Genomic DNA, 14,127 nt, shown 5'->3' with positions numbered 1-14,127 from the left:
ACGTTGAATCAGATTCCATCGTCGGAATCCAAGTCCGCTCGGTAGCCCTAGTGAGGCGTTGCGATAGCGTTTGTCGCGATGCTGTCGTCATCCATTTCTTCCTTGACGAAAACGCTGCGGAAATCCATGGCTAGGCTAAACATGGTTGGCACGAGGAATAGCGTGAACACCGTGGAGACGACGAGTCCGCCAAGCACCACACTGCCCAAACCTCGATAAAGTTCGCTACCGGCACCCGGAAACAGGACCAGCGGCAACAATCCAAGAACGGTTGTTGTCGTTGTCATAAAGATCGGGCGAATCCGAGTACGAACACTTTCCAAAATCGCTTTCTGTGGCGGCATCTTGTCCAGACGCATGTGGTTGAGCGATTGGTGGACAATCAGAATTGGATTGTTCACGACGGTTCCGATCAGGATCACGAAACCGAGCATCGTCAGGATATCCAGCGATTGCATGTAGTACAGGTTCAGCAACCGCAGTCCCAATATCCCGCCGACCGCACCAAGGGGGACAACGAGGATGATCACCAACGGATAGAGCCATGATTCGAACAAGGCGACCATGAGCAGATAGGTGATCAGCAGCGCCAACAAAACGTTGAATCGCAATGCTTCCCAAGTATCCCGCAGTTTGTCGGCGGTGCCGGCAAGATTGATCCGGTAGCCCGCGGGCAGTTGGCCACTTTCGATCATCGGTTGAACCACGTTGGTCTCGATCTGTGCCATCGCGTCTTCGAGGGCGACGTCGGCGGGCGGCGAAACTTCGATCGTGATTGCCCGAATGCGTTCGCGGTGATTGATTTGTTCTGGGCCGCTGCCCAGTTCAACATCGCTGAGCGCGATCAATGGAACGAGCTCACCGCCCGGCGTAGCGATCGGCAACGCTCGGATATCTTGCGAACGTTCCGCCAGGCGGGTTTCACCTTTGATCGTCAGGTCGATTTTGTCGCCGTCCAGGAAATAGTCGGCCGCGTAGGCACCATCGACCAATGCGTCGACGGTGTATCCAAGGTCGGAGCTGTTGACGCCCATTTCGGCCGCTTGCATCAAGCGTGGCCTAACGTGAAGTTCGGGGGCGGAGAGATCCAGGCTAGGAATGGGGCGGGCCTGGGCTTCTGGAAAGATTCCTTTGACTTTGCCGAGAACCTGACCACCGAAACCGACCAATGTTTCCAACTCCGGACCAGTGATTTCCACATCAATTGTTCGACCGGCGGTGAGGCCTTGTTCGAATAGACTGGACTGTTTGGCGATGGCGAAAGTCCCTGGCAATTGTGATCCGATCTTTTGTACCAGCGGAATCAGACCGGCAACTTGGGCAGGATCTTGAGCCCTGATGCCCATGAAAATCTGACGGCCTCGGGCGACGAAAAAGAAGTCGCCGATAATTGGGAAGTCAAGCTTCGCCGCTTCGGGACTTCCAGGTTGCACATCCCAGTAAGGACGCAAGCCTTTCTCAACCGTCTCGCCCATTTCGACGAGCTGTGGAAGGTTGTATCCGGGCGGCGGCAACAAGATCCCGAAAACCAAGTTCCGGTTGCCAGTGGGCAGGTATTCGACTTTCGGCCAAATCAGCCAGCTGATGCCTAGCGACGCACCGATCAATGCGATGGAGAACCCGATCCGTCGCGTTGTACCGGCAAGGATCCAGCGGTTGATTTTCACCGTCATCGCAACGACCCACTCGCCGAAAGATTCAATTGCGCCGACCATTTTGCCTTGCGGTTTTGTGGTCGAAACGGCTTTCGGATCGGAAGATGGTTGGCCGCCCTTGCGGTCACGGAGCAGGCGACGTGACATCATCGGGATGAAGGTCATCGAGACCACCAATGAAAGCGCAACGGCGCCGCTGATCGCGAGTGCGATATCACGGAACAATTGGCCGGCTTCTTCTTGAACGAAGACGATTGGTAGGAACACGGCAATCGTCGTCAGTGTGGATGACAGGACCGCCCCCCAAACTTCGACGGTGCCGTTGATGGCCGCATTGAGAGGTTTCTCGCCTTCATCCCAGCGCCGGAAAATGTTCTCCAGCACGACGACAGCGTTGTCGACAAGCATCCCGACGGCGAAGGCGAGGCCGGCGAGGCTAATCACGTTGAGTGAGCGGCCGAGCATCCCTAGTGTTAAGAACGTTCCGACGATACTGATCGGAATCGCAAGTCCGACGATCAAGGCCCCTCGGGCAAACCAGAAACCGGCACCAAGCATCAACGCCAAGGTGACCAGGAAGAACCAAGGTGAAAACTGCGATGCGATAGCGCTCGCGGCAATGGCGGGGATAAAGAAAACGACTCGGACACCAAGGTGCAGAAACAGCATCAACACCACCATCGTCAGGGCACTTCCGATGAAGATGTTCTGGCGGACCAAGTCCAGCGCCGAATAGATGTATTCTGTTTCGTCGTAAACTTGGATCAGCTGCAAGCCACGATCTTTCAGAATCCCATCATTGAGTTCCTGTCCAACGTTACGCAAGCCGTCCATCACATCGAGCACGTTCGCGCCTGTTTCGCGGAGTGCGTTGACGGCAATACTAGATTCACCAAAGCGTCGCACCAGCCCGTCGGCCTTTTTATATCCGATGCTGACGGTGGCAACGTCACGGACATAGACAGGGTTGCCATCGCGAACGGCCAATAGCTGTTGTTCGACTTGTTCGGGGGAGCGAAATTGCCCGAGCGTACGGACGATCCAGCGGCGTTTGCCTTCCCAATAGTCACCACCGGAGGTGTCTTGGTTTTGGCCACGCAACACGTTTCGGACTTCGGCGATGGTTAATTGACGTGCCGCCAAACGTTCTGGATCGATGATGACTTGAAGTTCGTCTTCCAGTCCGCCTAGCACGTTGGCTTGAGACACACCGGCGACACGTTCGAAGCGGGCTTCGATCTCATCTTCGGCAAATCGACGCAGCTTTGGCACGTCGAGATCTTCGGGCGGGAGCAGCTGTTTGATCTCTGGATGCTCTTCGCCCAAGAGCCGCAATCGAAGCATCGCCAAACCGGAGTTTTCGATGGTCTCGATCCGGGAAATCTCGTCCTTCAATTCCGGATGTTCTTCGGCGAATCGATCGAGTGTTTCGGCGTCAGGACGTCTTGCGCTTAAGATGAACCATGCGATCGGACGGTCGTTCGCGTTCGCGGTCGAGATGACGGGTTTGTCGGCGTCGATCGGGTATTCACGGACCTGTTCCAATCGACCGATCACATCGACGACTGCTTTTTGCATGTCTGTGCCGACAAGGAACTCGATGATGATTTTGCCAGAGGAGTCAGAGCTCTCCGACGTCATCTTCGTTACCCCTTCAACGCCTTTGAGCTGTTCTTCTTGCTCAATGACGATTTCCTGTTCGACCTCTTGGGGACTGGCCCCTGGCCAGCGAGTCTCAACGGTGATTGTTGGTGTTTGGACTTCTGGAGTGAGCTGCATCGGCATGCGCAGCAACGCGACCCAGCCGAACAGGGCAACCAGCAGGACGCCGACAGAAACCTTGGCTGGGTTTTTGACGAAGAAATCAATCAGCGACATTGGTAGCTCCCTTTTGACCGGTGGCTTGCGTCAGCGACGGCAATGGTCCGGGGACCAACACGACGGGGCTAGGGCCGCCGGCACGGTCTGGGATGATGCGTTCGTTGCCTTTGGAGACAACGTAGCTATTGTCGGGGATCGAACCGATGACTTGGATGAGTCCGTTTTCCGAGACGCCGAGCCGAACGGGGACCATGCGTGCTTCGGCGAGTTTTCCTTTGTCTCCGTTTTTGATCGTAGATGCCTCGACGACCCAGACGACAGGTTGAGGACCGCCAAGAACCAACGCGTCTTTGGGAACCAGTGTTCCGGTTGTCTTTGATCCCGTCGCCAAAGTGACGCGGGTCAACATGCCAGCCTTGAGTAATGGCTCGGACGATTCGCGGATGATGTTTTCGACGCGGATTTTTACCGGGAAAGTTCGCGAGCGTACGTCGGCTTGTGGAACGATGTATGCGACTCGCCCGGTGATTGCTTGATCGGGGAGTGCGGGGATTTCGACGCGGACAGAATCGCCGACGTTGATGTAGGCGACTTGGTTGTCGACGACTTTCGCGACCACGTCGACTTCGTCCAACGCGATGACTTCTGCGATTGCACCGCCTTGAGTTGCCCAGGCACCGATGTCCGTGTGCTTGACCGTCACGTAACCGGCGAAGCGACTGTAGATCGTGTACTTCTTGATTTGGTCTTGAAGTTTGTTGACAACGGCTTCTTGCATCGCCACTTGAGCCTTTGCCTGTGCGATCCGCTCGGGGCGTGGGCCGTCGACTGCCAATTGCAGCGCTGCTTTGGCTTCGTCGAATTCTTCCTGGGTCGCTTGCGCGGACGATTTTGCGGAGTCGAATTCGGATTGGGATGTCGCGTTCTTTTGAATCAACACCGAGACGCGTTCCAGTTCTCGTTGACTGAACTGGGCCATCACTTTCGCTCGTTCCAGTCGGGAGCGAGCTTGGTTGAGTTCTTCCGGAAGGGAGCCGTTTTCCATTTCACGCAGTTGCTCACGACGTAGGTCAAGTTCTGCGGAAGCGGCGGCCAACTCCAGACTGATCGTTTGCGTCAGGAGCTGAGCGAGCGGCTGGTCTTTTTCGACGCGATCGCCTTCTTCGAACATGACGTTGATGACGCGACCGTCGACGGCCGAACCGATCACCGCACGGCGGGTTGGCATCACGGTTCCGACAAATGTCTGCCCGCTCGCCACTTCACGAGTCGCGACGGGAGTCAGTTCGACCAGTGCCGGTCCGCCCTGCGCCATGACGGACACAGGCGACAGCAACAGCAGCGATAAAAGCGCGGTAACGCAAATGAGGTGAGTCTTTTCACACATAGTCGTTCACGGGTGGATCACGAATGCGATTCGATTGAGTTTTCGTTCTGTTCCAAGTTTTGCATGATCGTTTTCAAAGTCTTGAAAAACGTTGCCATCTGTCGGTCACTCAGTCCTTGAGACGCGCGACGGCGAACACGCATAGCACATTCAACGACGCTTTCCCAAATCTTCTCCGCGCCGGAACAAAGTTGGATGACTTTTCGCCGTCGGTCGGTCGCGAGGGCCGTCCGTCGGATCAGCCCGTCGCGTTCCATCCGATCGAGGACGCCGACCAAAGTCGCCGGTTCGATCATCATCCGGTCGGCCAATTCGACCTGCGATAAATCGCCGCTGATCGATAACCAGCCGAGGACTTGTGCTTGGCGGTAAGTCAAACCATGTGGCGTTAATTCCGCGTCGAATGCCTTTTGATAAGCTCGCGCGGCAATCACTAGCCAATAGCCTGGACTGTTTTCGAAGTCGTACGGCTTTAGTTGGAGAGCGGGGGATTCACGCTTCGTCGGCACCGGTCAACGCGTCGTGCAATTTGGGAGGGATCGTTAGCGCCCTAACGATACACGCCGGCCAGTGGCAAACAAGACCGATCTGGCTCCCGCGGGTGGGCAAGCAGTGGATTACACCAAGAAGTCGTCGCGTCGCTAACTTAGAAGTGCGTCTCTACGAAAAACGATGCGGTTTCGCGAATCCGCTGCGGTGGACAACCGTCGCAGTGGCTCAGTAGGGCAGCGGCTCAGTAGGAACGTCGCCCTGTCTGAGCCGTGTGCTGCTGTCTGATATCCCACGATGTCGCGAGATCGTGCTCGGCAGTCGTCAGGATGCCGGATGATCGATGGGAGCTTGAGTGGATGCGGATGGGGCGTGATTTGCTGAGACTGCTGCAAGCAGGAACGACGCGGATGCGGCCGTCCAGACGGAATAAGACAATGCCGCTTCGAAACCCGTTGCGAGTGTCATGGAAATGGCAAACGACAACAGCAGTGCCCCGCTGCAGCAAGCAACGGTAGTTAGACGAAAGCCGACCAAAAGACCGATCGCAATCACCACTTCAAGGACTGTGGCGACCCATCCGGCGATCGCGACCAGCGATGCCGGAAGAAACCAAAGCAACAACCCGGTGTAAGCGAGGAAGTTTTCAAAGTTACCCCATGCAACGGAGCCGGTACCGACTTCTCCCCAAAGACCAAAGCGATCGGCAACTGCGGATAGGAAGCTCGCTGCCAAAGCGACGCGTGTTGCCAACAGTGCGGCGGGAATCAACGAGGTTTCAGTGTTTTCCATGACCGTGTGCTTCGCTATTGGTAGGTTCAGGAATGACCAGTTGCTTTGCGTCGTGTGGGTGCAGCATCACCACCAGGATCTTTGCATTGTTGGTTTTGCTTGGGTTTGCGGCGACGCGGTGAAGAATCATCTTAGGTTCAAAGAACGTTTCGCCAGTCTTCAATGTGCGTACGGGCTTGTCTGCGATCGCAAAGTCAAGTTCGCCTTCGAGGACATAGCCGAAGACTGCACCAGGATGACGGTGCGGCGGGTGCGACTCGCCCGGTTTGAAGTGAACGATCAAAGTGGTTGACTTCATTTTGGTGGGGCCTTCGCTTTCGATATCGACTGACTGCAAGACTTCGATGCTTGCCGACATGTCGTGGCCTTCATTGGCGACCGTGACGTTCGTTGCTGTGATTGACCCGACTAGAAAGAGGGCGAACAGCATGAGTGATTGAGCGTGAAATTTCATAGAGATTCCTGGGGGCTAAACAGGCGAGACGTTTGGTGAAATGGAGTTCGGACGACTACGAGCATGCGGCCAAACGAGATTCCGCGAATGCTTCATCCATCTCAGCCGTCTTTTTCAACAGGTAGTCGATTGAGCTAAGATCTGATTGAAAGGCCAACGCGAAGCGATTCCAGGTGTTGATCATGCCGATGGCCAACGTCAAAGTCGCCATTTCGCGGTCGCTAAAAAACGAATGGACGCGATCGTAGAGCTCATCGGGAATCTGCTGCGATTGGCTGACCAGCGTCAGAGCTTCGGTGAACTCCAAGGTGGCACGTTCGCGTGCGTCGAAGCAGGGGCTTCTCGCCAAGCGGAAACTAGGTCAACACGTAAGTCTGGTTCGCCTTGTCGCCGGAGTCGCTGTGTGTGTAGCCGGACGCAGAACGAACAGCCGTTGAGGATCGAACTTCGCAGCTTGACCATTTCGATCAGGTTCAACGGCAATCCGCTTTCCTCGACCAGACCTTCGAGCTTCATCAGAAGCTCGATTTCCTGTGGCAATACAGCGGGGTAATTCAAACGTTGTTTCATCGTCGGACTCCAATGTGGATTGTGTCACCGCTGACGTGTGACGATGGATAAGCTAACATCCAATTGGTGTGCCCCTAGATCCACTTTTGCTGTTTCCAATAGGACCACTTTGCGATGAATCGAAAGCGGACCCGATTCGAGTTTGAATCCATTGGGCTGAACGAAAACGACCCGCAGCCATTGTTCCGACAATTGGAAGACTACCTTCGGTCAGCGATCCAGACGGGCATGTTACCTGCCGGGGAAAAGCTGCCGTCGACCAGGCAATTGGCGAGTACCTTGCAAGTCTCCCGCAACACAGTGATCAGCGCTTATGACCAATTGATCAGCGAAGGTTACTTGGACGCCGCCCATGGTTCGGGGACGAGGGTGTCAGCGGATATTCCCGAATTGGCTGCACCGGTTCTGGCAGATGCGGCTCTTCCTGAATCGACTCGACAGCTGGAAATGGAGCTTTCGAGTTATGGGCAAACGATGGCCCAGTTCGAAGACTTTGTCCCCGATGTCGGTTGGCCAAGGCCCTTTCGGCCGCACCTTCCGGCGCTCGATTTGTTTCCATTGGAAGCGTGGCGAAAACTCGCGCTTAGCCAAGTAAGACTTGTGGATGAAAACCAGTTGTCCGGCGTTGACCCGCAAGGGTACAAGCCATTGCGCCAAGCGATCGCCGAATACATGTGGGCATCGCGAGGTGTTCGATGCGATGAAGATCAAATCTTGGTGACGTCAGGGGCACAACAGGGAATGGCTTTGTTGGCTCAGATATTGCTCGATCAAGGCGACACTGCTGGCTTAGAAGATCCGGGTTATATGCCAGCACGACAGATCTTTGATTTGGCCGGACTTAAGACCGTTTCACTCGCGCACGATGAGGACGGGATTCGTGTCGACGAGTTGGCGAGGCTGCCCAAAAAACAACGCCCTCGTTTGATTTACACGACGCCGGGTGGGCAGTGGCCGCTGGGGATGACGATGTCGCTTCCGCGGCGTCTCGAATTGTTGCAGTACGCGAAAACCAACCGAGTCTGGTTGATTGAAGACGACTACAACGGCGAGTTTCGGTATGTGGGCAGGCGACTGCCGGCGATGACCAGTTTAGATCAATCCGGCTGCGTCGTTTACATGGGCTCGTTCAGCAAGTTGACGTTTCCGGCGATCCGTTTGGGATTCTTGGTGTTGCCTCGGCAGCTTGCACGAACATTCTCCTACGCTCGTTGGCTAAGCGATCGGTTCTCGCCTGCGATCTGGCAGATGGTGCTGTGTCGGTTTATTCAGACGGGGCAATTTGTGAAGCACTTACAGAAAATGCGGATTGCGTATGCGGAGCGGCAGCAAACGCTGTGCGATGCGCTACGGCAACGCTTTGGCGATCAAATGCATTTCACGCAGCAACCGTCCGGGATGCATTTGACGGTCTTTGGAAAAACGAAACGTATCGAAACCGCGTTGGCCAATTCCGCGAAGGCAGCCAACATCGATTTCCATCCGGTCAGTATCTACACGCACGATCCCAAACGCGGTGCGGGATTGGTTCTCGGGTTCGCCGCATACGACAACGCAAAAATCATCGAGGCGGTCGACTGTTGGTATCAAGCCTATTGTGGCGTTTCGGTCTGATCGAGTGGCCGTTCCGAAGATTTGCGGGGGAGGGTCTGGCTGCAATAGCGGGACGTCGCACGCCCTTGTGGCGGTCCATGGCTACTGCAAACCACTGTCTTCGATGACGCGGATACGCGTCATCGTATGCATTCATAGTCGGTCGACCCTCGGACGCAATCGGGTTCGCATGCAAGGTGTTCGCAATTGCAGTACGGGACCGTTTTATGCCTTCCTGAATCGAAAAGGCAAGGATAGACTCTGCCCAGCGTCGCGAGTTGCGTGAGCTTAAGTCTGGCGGTGGAAGATTCTCTGTCCCGCCAAATCGATGCAAACCCAAGAGTTTGCCATCTATTTCTGCACCCAAGTTGTGCATGTTTAGACCCGAGTTCAACGACTACGCATCACGATTGGGCCTGTTATGGCATGACACGCTGTGGCGTCGGTCAGCCTTGGTGTCTGGGGACACCGCCCAATCGATCTAAGAACGAAGGTTTCAGCAAGTACAAGAATGTCGAACGAAATGGATATGATGGATCAAGGTGCGCGCACAGAATCGGCACCAGAAGCAGAAGTGACCAACCAGGCAGCACCCCAAGTGGAATCAGTCGATTCCCAAGCGACCGAAAGTGAAGCGGCTATTGAATCGCCCGCGCCCGCTGAGATGTCAGCCGCCGAGGTGTCGGCAGAGCAAACGCAATCCGTACCAGCGGAGCCAGAAGTCAACGAGGCAACTGCGGAATCACCAACGACCGATGAATCACCTGCGAATGCCAGCGACGTGATCGAAGCGGCTCGCGCCGAAGTCGAAGCGTCCAACGACGAGTCCGCAGCAGACAACGCTGACGAGAGCTCGAAAGAAACGAGCTCAAAAGAAACAGCGAAGGTTGAAGCTAAGCAGGTCGATGACGAACCGAGCTTTCGCGAATTCGACCTGAGCCACGAAGTCCAATTGGCAGTGGATTTGTCGGGATATTCCAAACCGACGGAAGTCCAGCGCCGCATCATCCCGCATATTCTGGATGGTCGCGACGTCTTGGCTCAGTCGCAAACCGGTACTGGCAAGACAGCTGCGTTTGCATTGCCACTGTTGTCGAAGGTTGGTGGACGCGCCAAACGCCCACAGATTCTTGTCCTCGCCCCGACGCGTGAGTTGGCCACCCAAGTCGCCGACTCGTTCGAAAACTACGGTGCGAATATCCCTAAGCTGAAAATTGTCGCGCTATACGGCGGTGCCGATTACGATCCACAACTCAAAGCGCTCAAGCGTGGCGTTCATGTCGTTGTCGGTACGCCCGGCCGCGTGATTGACCATATCAAACGCGGATCGTTGCAGCTTGATGGTTTGAGCTCGGTCGTGTTGGACGAAGCTGATGAGATGTTGAACCTCGGCTTCATTGATGATGTCGAATGGATTCTTCAGCAGACTCCTGAGCAACGACAGATCGCTTTGTTCTCGGCAACCATGCCAGGACCGATCCGCCGCGTTGCTGATCAGTACCTGGCCGATCCAGAAGTCATCACTGTCCGCAAAAAGACACTGACGGCCGACACAATCGAACAGCGTTGCGTGATCGTTCAAGAACGCAGCAAACGCGAATTGCTGTGCCGCTTGATCGAAGTGGAAGAGACTGATGGCGTGTTGGTCTTTACCAAAACGAAGGACTCTACCGTTGCGGTTGCCGATCACCTGACAACGCTGGGCTTGCGTGCCGCGGCGCTAAATGGTGATCTGCCACAAGCTCGCCGCCAAAAAACGGTTGATCAGCTGAAGTCGGGAAGTCTCGATATCCTGGTTGCGACCGACGTCGCCGCTCGTGGTTTGGATGTGCAGCGTATCAGTCACGTGTTTAACTTTGACTTGCCGCACGATTCGGAATCCTACGTTCACCGAATTGGCCGAACCGGACGCGCCGGACGGAAAGGTGTCGCGTACATCTTCTTGACTCCTCGCCAGCGCAACAAATTGCGATTGATCGAGAAGGTCACCAAGCAGCAAATTCCACTCTTTGATCCACCCGGAAAAGAAGAGCTGACCAACGTTCGCGTCGAACGCTTCAAAGAAGAAATCGGCAAAGCGATGACCAGTTCGGACCATCGTTTGTTCAAGAAGATCTTGGCGGAATATGTCCAAGAGTCTGAAACGCCGATGGAAGACGTCGCCGCTGCACTTGCGGTGCTCAGCCGCCGTGGCCAACCGTTGGTCGCGCAAGACTTGGCAATGGGCAAGCCTTCTCGCGAGATGTCTCGCGATCGTGACCGCGATTTTGATGATGACCGACCGGCACGCCGCAAGCCTCGCGTTAGTGACCGTCCTGAACAGGGAATGGATCGCTACTGGATTGGCGTTGGACACGCTGATGGTGTTCGCCCCGGCAACATTGTTGGTGCGATTGCGAACGAAGTTGGAATTCCCGGATCCGAAATCGGACCAATCGCAATTCGCGATAACTTTTCAACCGTCGACCTTCCATCCGGTTTGCCAGACGATGTGATCGAGTATTTGCAGCAGACTTGGGTCTCCGGCAAACAACTGCGAATCCGTCCGTTTACCGAACGTCGGCCAGGTGGTTATGACGATGGCGGTCGTGGCAAGCCAAAACGAGGCTTCAACAAGAAAGGCGGCAAGCCATACGGCAATAAAGGCGGAAAGGGTGGCTACCGATCAGAGATGTCTGGCGGTGGGCGTCCCGAAGGCAACGGTGGTGGACGCCAAGACGGCAAACCAAGCCATTACGAGGGCAAAGGTGGACGATCGGGTGGCAAACCCGGTGGTGGTCGCCCATTCGGCAAAAAGCCAAAGAAGAAGTTCGGTCGCGGCTAATCGCATCCGACACAGCAGCGAGACACTCGCTCATTAATGTTCAACAATGCGGCTTCGGTGGGAACAGCTCCTGCCGGGCCGCATTGCCGTTTCTGAAACGCGGGCATCGCAATGACCAACGCGAACAAGCCCGCTGCGTAAGTCGCATTCGCCGACACACCAGCGGCCGGCAACGATTCGTTACCGGCAAAACGGTCGATCCGCGGTTGTTACTCTTTGAAGCGATAGCCGACGCCACGGACGGTCTCGATCAAGTCCGCTGCGGTGCCCATCTTCTTGCGGAGGGCTCGAACGTGGACGTCAATCGTCCGGTCGAGCACTACGGTGTCTTCTCCAAGAGCCGCATCCACCAATTCGCTGCGACCGAAAGCACGGCCTGGCTGGCGAATCAATGTGTCCAGCAACCGAAACTCGCTCTTGGTCAGTTTTAGCGGTGACTCGTCGATCGTGACGACAAAGCGACGCCGATCGACGGTGACGTTCTGATGCGATACCGAGTCGTGGTCTTCGAGAACCGGTTCACGGCGACGCAGTAAGGCTTTGATTCGCTGCAGCAGAACCTTGTAGCTCTCGACGGGCTTGACGACATAGTCGTCTGCGCCGACAGCGAAGCCGACCACTTGGTCAGATTCTTCTCCCATCGCGCTGAGCATCAGGATCAGCGTCTCGCGGGTTTTGGGGTCCGCACGAAGGTGTTTGCAGACTTCGACGCCATTGAGAATTGGCAGGTCGATATCGAGGACGATCAAGTCAGGAAGATAAAGCTTCGCTTGATCGACCCCCTCTTTCCCGTCGCCCGCGCGATACACTTCGTACCCCGCCCGTTTCAATTGGTAATCGAGAGTCTCGGCGAGTGGGCCGTAGTCTTCGACGATCAGGATCTTAGTATTGGACATGCGTCGATGCTTGCCAGTGTTTCAAACAGTCGATCAATCGACATCACGGATTGTAACTCAGATTACACCGAAGCGTTCGAATAGAGAGCTTCGGGCGGTCCGATTGAGAAGTCGACATGGTGAAACAATCCTCGGAAATGTACAGTCTACCCCCGCCGTTGGAGCGATAAATCTTTGGTGAAGAGTTTATTGCGAATTCGCGGGACGCAGCCAAACTTCGAAGTTTGAGCCTTTTCCGGGGCTACTGATCACGCCGACTCGCCCCCCAGAGCACGGGTAAGGTTTTTCACAATCGACAGGCCGATGCCCGTCCCGCCATCATGCGCTTTGCGGGTGCGGTCGACACGGTAAAAACGCTCGAAGATCCGTTCCTGGTACTCTTCCGCGATGCCGACACCGTCATCTTTTACCGACATCACCCAGCCTCCGTCTTCACGGCGACAGGTCACGGTCACGTGGCCACCGGCGTTGGTGTGTCGAATTGCATTACTGATCAAATTCTGAGTGATGGTGAGCGCGGCTTCTTCGTCGGCCAACACATGCACGGGTTTCTCACTTGGAATTACTTTCAGATCAATTTGCTTGGCGCCGGCGACAGGCAGGAACGAAGTCATCGCATGGTGGATTACTTTTTCCAAGTCGAGCGACTGGATCAACAGGGTGCCTTTGCCTGACTGGGCGCGAGCGAGCTTCATCATGTCGGCGATCAGGTCTTCCAAGCGGTCGCATTGTTTGCCAATTTGGGCGATGAAGTGCGCTGCCGATTCAGGGTCGTCTTGAATCGCCAATTCCACCGTTTCGGCATAGCCTTTGATTGCAGCCAGTGGTGTTTTCAGTTCGTGCGAGACGTTCGCAATGAATTCGCGACGGATGGCTTCGACCCGTTGTGCTTCCGTTTCATCACTAAGCACGATTAAGAGGTGCGGGGGCTCGGTTTCTAGAATCCGGTTCACCCGGACCGCGACCGGACGCACGACGGCACCGTCGACGACTTCGACCGCGACGTTTTCGTCGATGTTGCCTTTTCCGGCGCGGTCGACGGCACCGACGATTTCCGGTATCCGTACCATCTCGGAGATCTTGCGACCGAGATACTGTCCACCACTGGTGAGTGCGAGCAGCCGCCGCGCCGCTTCATTGATCAGAACGATTTCGGTTTTTGGCGACAGCATCACCACGCCGTCCGTCATGTGTGATAGCGCGGATGTGGTCCGTTGAAATTCGGATCTCAGGTTTTCATATCGAAGGTTCCAGAGTTCGGCCGCGGTGCGCTCACGCTCGTACGCGGACTCGGCATTCTCCCATCGCAGTACCGTGTAGATCACCAAGACGGTACCGATCAAAAAACACATCGCTGTGGTCACAACCAGCAATCCCGTCACCTGCACGGATAGCATTGTCGCGACCCAAACCGCGATGCAGATCGATGCTAATGGCCCGACGATCATCCCGATCCGCGGTCGGAACGCGGCGTACTCAATCGGTCGAGCCGAGATTGCCTTCGCAGCGGCGCCCGAAATGGGTGGCGCGATCGAAACGCCACCCGCGGAAACGCTATCATGCGAGTTCGGGGACTGCGGTGTTGAGGATCCCTGGTGACTCGGTTCCGATGAAAGCGTGTTGCTCATGTGGTGCAAGTGAATTCA

11 protein-coding genes are annotated in these 14,127 nt (G+C 55.7%); 2 read left to right on the top strand and 9 right to left on the bottom strand.

The features are described from left to right. Positions 1-47: 47 nt before the first annotated feature. From CGZ80_RS07950 to CGZ80_RS07920, 7 genes are all read right to left on the bottom strand, one after another. A complete protein-coding gene (locus CGZ80_RS07950; RefSeq protein WP_094413122.1) occupies positions 48-3,533 on the bottom strand; it encodes an efflux RND transporter permease subunit in 3,486 nt (1,161 codons plus the stop codon). Next, on the bottom strand, positions 3,520-4,863 hold the full coding sequence (locus CGZ80_RS07945) for an efflux RND transporter periplasmic adaptor subunit (RefSeq protein WP_094413120.1): 1,344 nt from the start codon (positions 4,861-4,863) through the stop codon (positions 3,520-3,522). The genes CGZ80_RS07950 and CGZ80_RS07945 overlap by 14 nt, the downstream gene beginning before the upstream one ends. A 17-nt stretch (positions 4,864-4,880) precedes the next feature. Continuing rightward, entirely contained in the window at positions 4,881-5,372 is a 492-nt protein-coding gene (locus CGZ80_RS07940) for a MarR family winged helix-turn-helix transcriptional regulator (protein ID WP_094413118.1), read from the bottom strand. A gap of 304 nt (positions 5,373-5,676) precedes the next feature. Then, positions 5,677-6,144 (bottom strand): DoxX family protein, encoded by a 468-nt coding sequence (locus CGZ80_RS07935; protein WP_094413116.1) that lies wholly within the window; start codon positions 6,142-6,144, stop codon positions 5,677-5,679. Next, positions 6,131-6,598 (bottom strand): cupin domain-containing protein, encoded by a 468-nt coding sequence (locus CGZ80_RS07930; protein WP_094413114.1) that lies wholly within the window; start codon positions 6,596-6,598, stop codon positions 6,131-6,133. Before CGZ80_RS07930 ends, CGZ80_RS07935 begins: the two co-directional genes overlap by 14 nt. 55 nt (positions 6,599-6,653) lie before the next feature. Then, complete coding sequence (locus CGZ80_RS07925; protein ID WP_094413112.1) at positions 6,654-6,905, bottom strand: carboxymuconolactone decarboxylase family protein; 252 nt, start codon at positions 6,903-6,905, stop codon at positions 6,654-6,656. Beyond that, entirely contained in the window at positions 6,884-7,168 is a 285-nt protein-coding gene (locus tag CGZ80_RS07920; RefSeq protein WP_094413110.1) for a carboxymuconolactone decarboxylase family protein, read from the bottom strand. The genes CGZ80_RS07925 and CGZ80_RS07920 overlap by 22 nt, the downstream gene beginning before the upstream one ends. 114 nt (positions 7,169-7,282) lie before the next feature. Here CGZ80_RS07920 and CGZ80_RS07915 point away from each other — a divergent pair, with 114 nt between their 5' ends. Both CGZ80_RS07915 and CGZ80_RS07910 read left to right on the top strand, forming a co-directional pair. After that, a complete protein-coding gene (locus CGZ80_RS07915; protein WP_094413108.1) occupies positions 7,283-8,782 on the top strand; it encodes a PLP-dependent aminotransferase family protein in 1,500 nt (499 codons plus the stop codon). 490 nt (positions 8,783-9,272) lie between these two features. Then, a complete protein-coding gene (locus tag CGZ80_RS07910) occupies positions 9,273-11,585 on the top strand; it encodes a DEAD/DEAH box helicase (RefSeq protein ID WP_094413106.1) in 2,313 nt (770 codons plus the stop codon). 209 nt (positions 11,586-11,794) lie between these two features. Here CGZ80_RS07910 and CGZ80_RS07905 read toward each other — a convergent pair whose 3' ends face one another. Both CGZ80_RS07905 and CGZ80_RS07900 read right to left on the bottom strand, forming a co-directional pair. Next, positions 11,795-12,481, bottom strand: a complete 687-nt coding sequence (locus CGZ80_RS07905) for a response regulator transcription factor (protein WP_094413104.1) — start codon at positions 12,479-12,481, stop codon at positions 11,795-11,797. Positions 12,482-12,729: 248 nt separating this feature from the next. After that, positions 12,730-14,109 carry a sensor histidine kinase gene (locus CGZ80_RS07900; RefSeq protein ID WP_094413102.1) on the bottom strand — a complete coding sequence of 460 codons (1,380 nt, stop codon included), beginning with the start codon at positions 14,107-14,109 and terminating at the stop codon, positions 12,730-12,732. Positions 14,110-14,127 lie beyond the last annotated feature (18 nt).

The organism is Rhodopirellula sp. MGV (assembly GCF_002251265.1).
In the GTDB taxonomy this organism is placed as follows: domain Bacteria; phylum Planctomycetota; class Planctomycetia; order Pirellulales; family Pirellulaceae; genus Stieleria; species Stieleria baltica_A.
Note: the sequence above shows the minus strand (reverse complement) of the source record. Positions and strands in the feature narration are given on the sequence as shown.

Coding starts and splice junctions, on each gene's coding strand:
- CGZ80_RS07950 (WP_094413122.1), bottom strand. CDS start 3,533: ATGTCGCTGATTGATTTCTTCGTCAAAAACCCAGCCAAGGTTTCTGTC.
- CGZ80_RS07900 (WP_094413102.1), bottom strand. CDS start 14,109: ATGAGCAACACGCTTTCATCGGAACCGAGTCACCAGGGATCCTCAACA.
- CGZ80_RS07935 (WP_094413116.1), bottom strand. CDS start 6,144: ATGGAAAACACTGAAACCTCGTTGATTCCCGCCGCACTGTTGGCAACA.
- CGZ80_RS07930 (WP_094413114.1), bottom strand. CDS start 6,598: ATGAAATTTCACGCTCAATCACTCATGCTGTTCGCCCTCTTTCTAGTC.
- CGZ80_RS07920 (WP_094413110.1), bottom strand. CDS start 7,168: ATGAAACAACGTTTGAATTACCCCGCTGTATTGCCACAGGAAATCGAG.
- CGZ80_RS07915 (WP_094413108.1), top strand. CDS start 7,283: ATGAATCGAAAGCGGACCCGATTCGAGTTTGAATCCATTGGGCTGAAC.
- CGZ80_RS07945 (WP_094413120.1), bottom strand. CDS start 4,863: ATGTGTGAAAAGACTCACCTCATTTGCGTTACCGCGCTTTTATCGCTG.
- CGZ80_RS07910 (WP_094413106.1), top strand. CDS start 9,273: ATGTCGAACGAAATGGATATGATGGATCAAGGTGCGCGCACAGAATCG.
- CGZ80_RS07905 (WP_094413104.1), bottom strand. CDS start 12,481: ATGTCCAATACTAAGATCCTGATCGTCGAAGACTACGGCCCACTCGCC.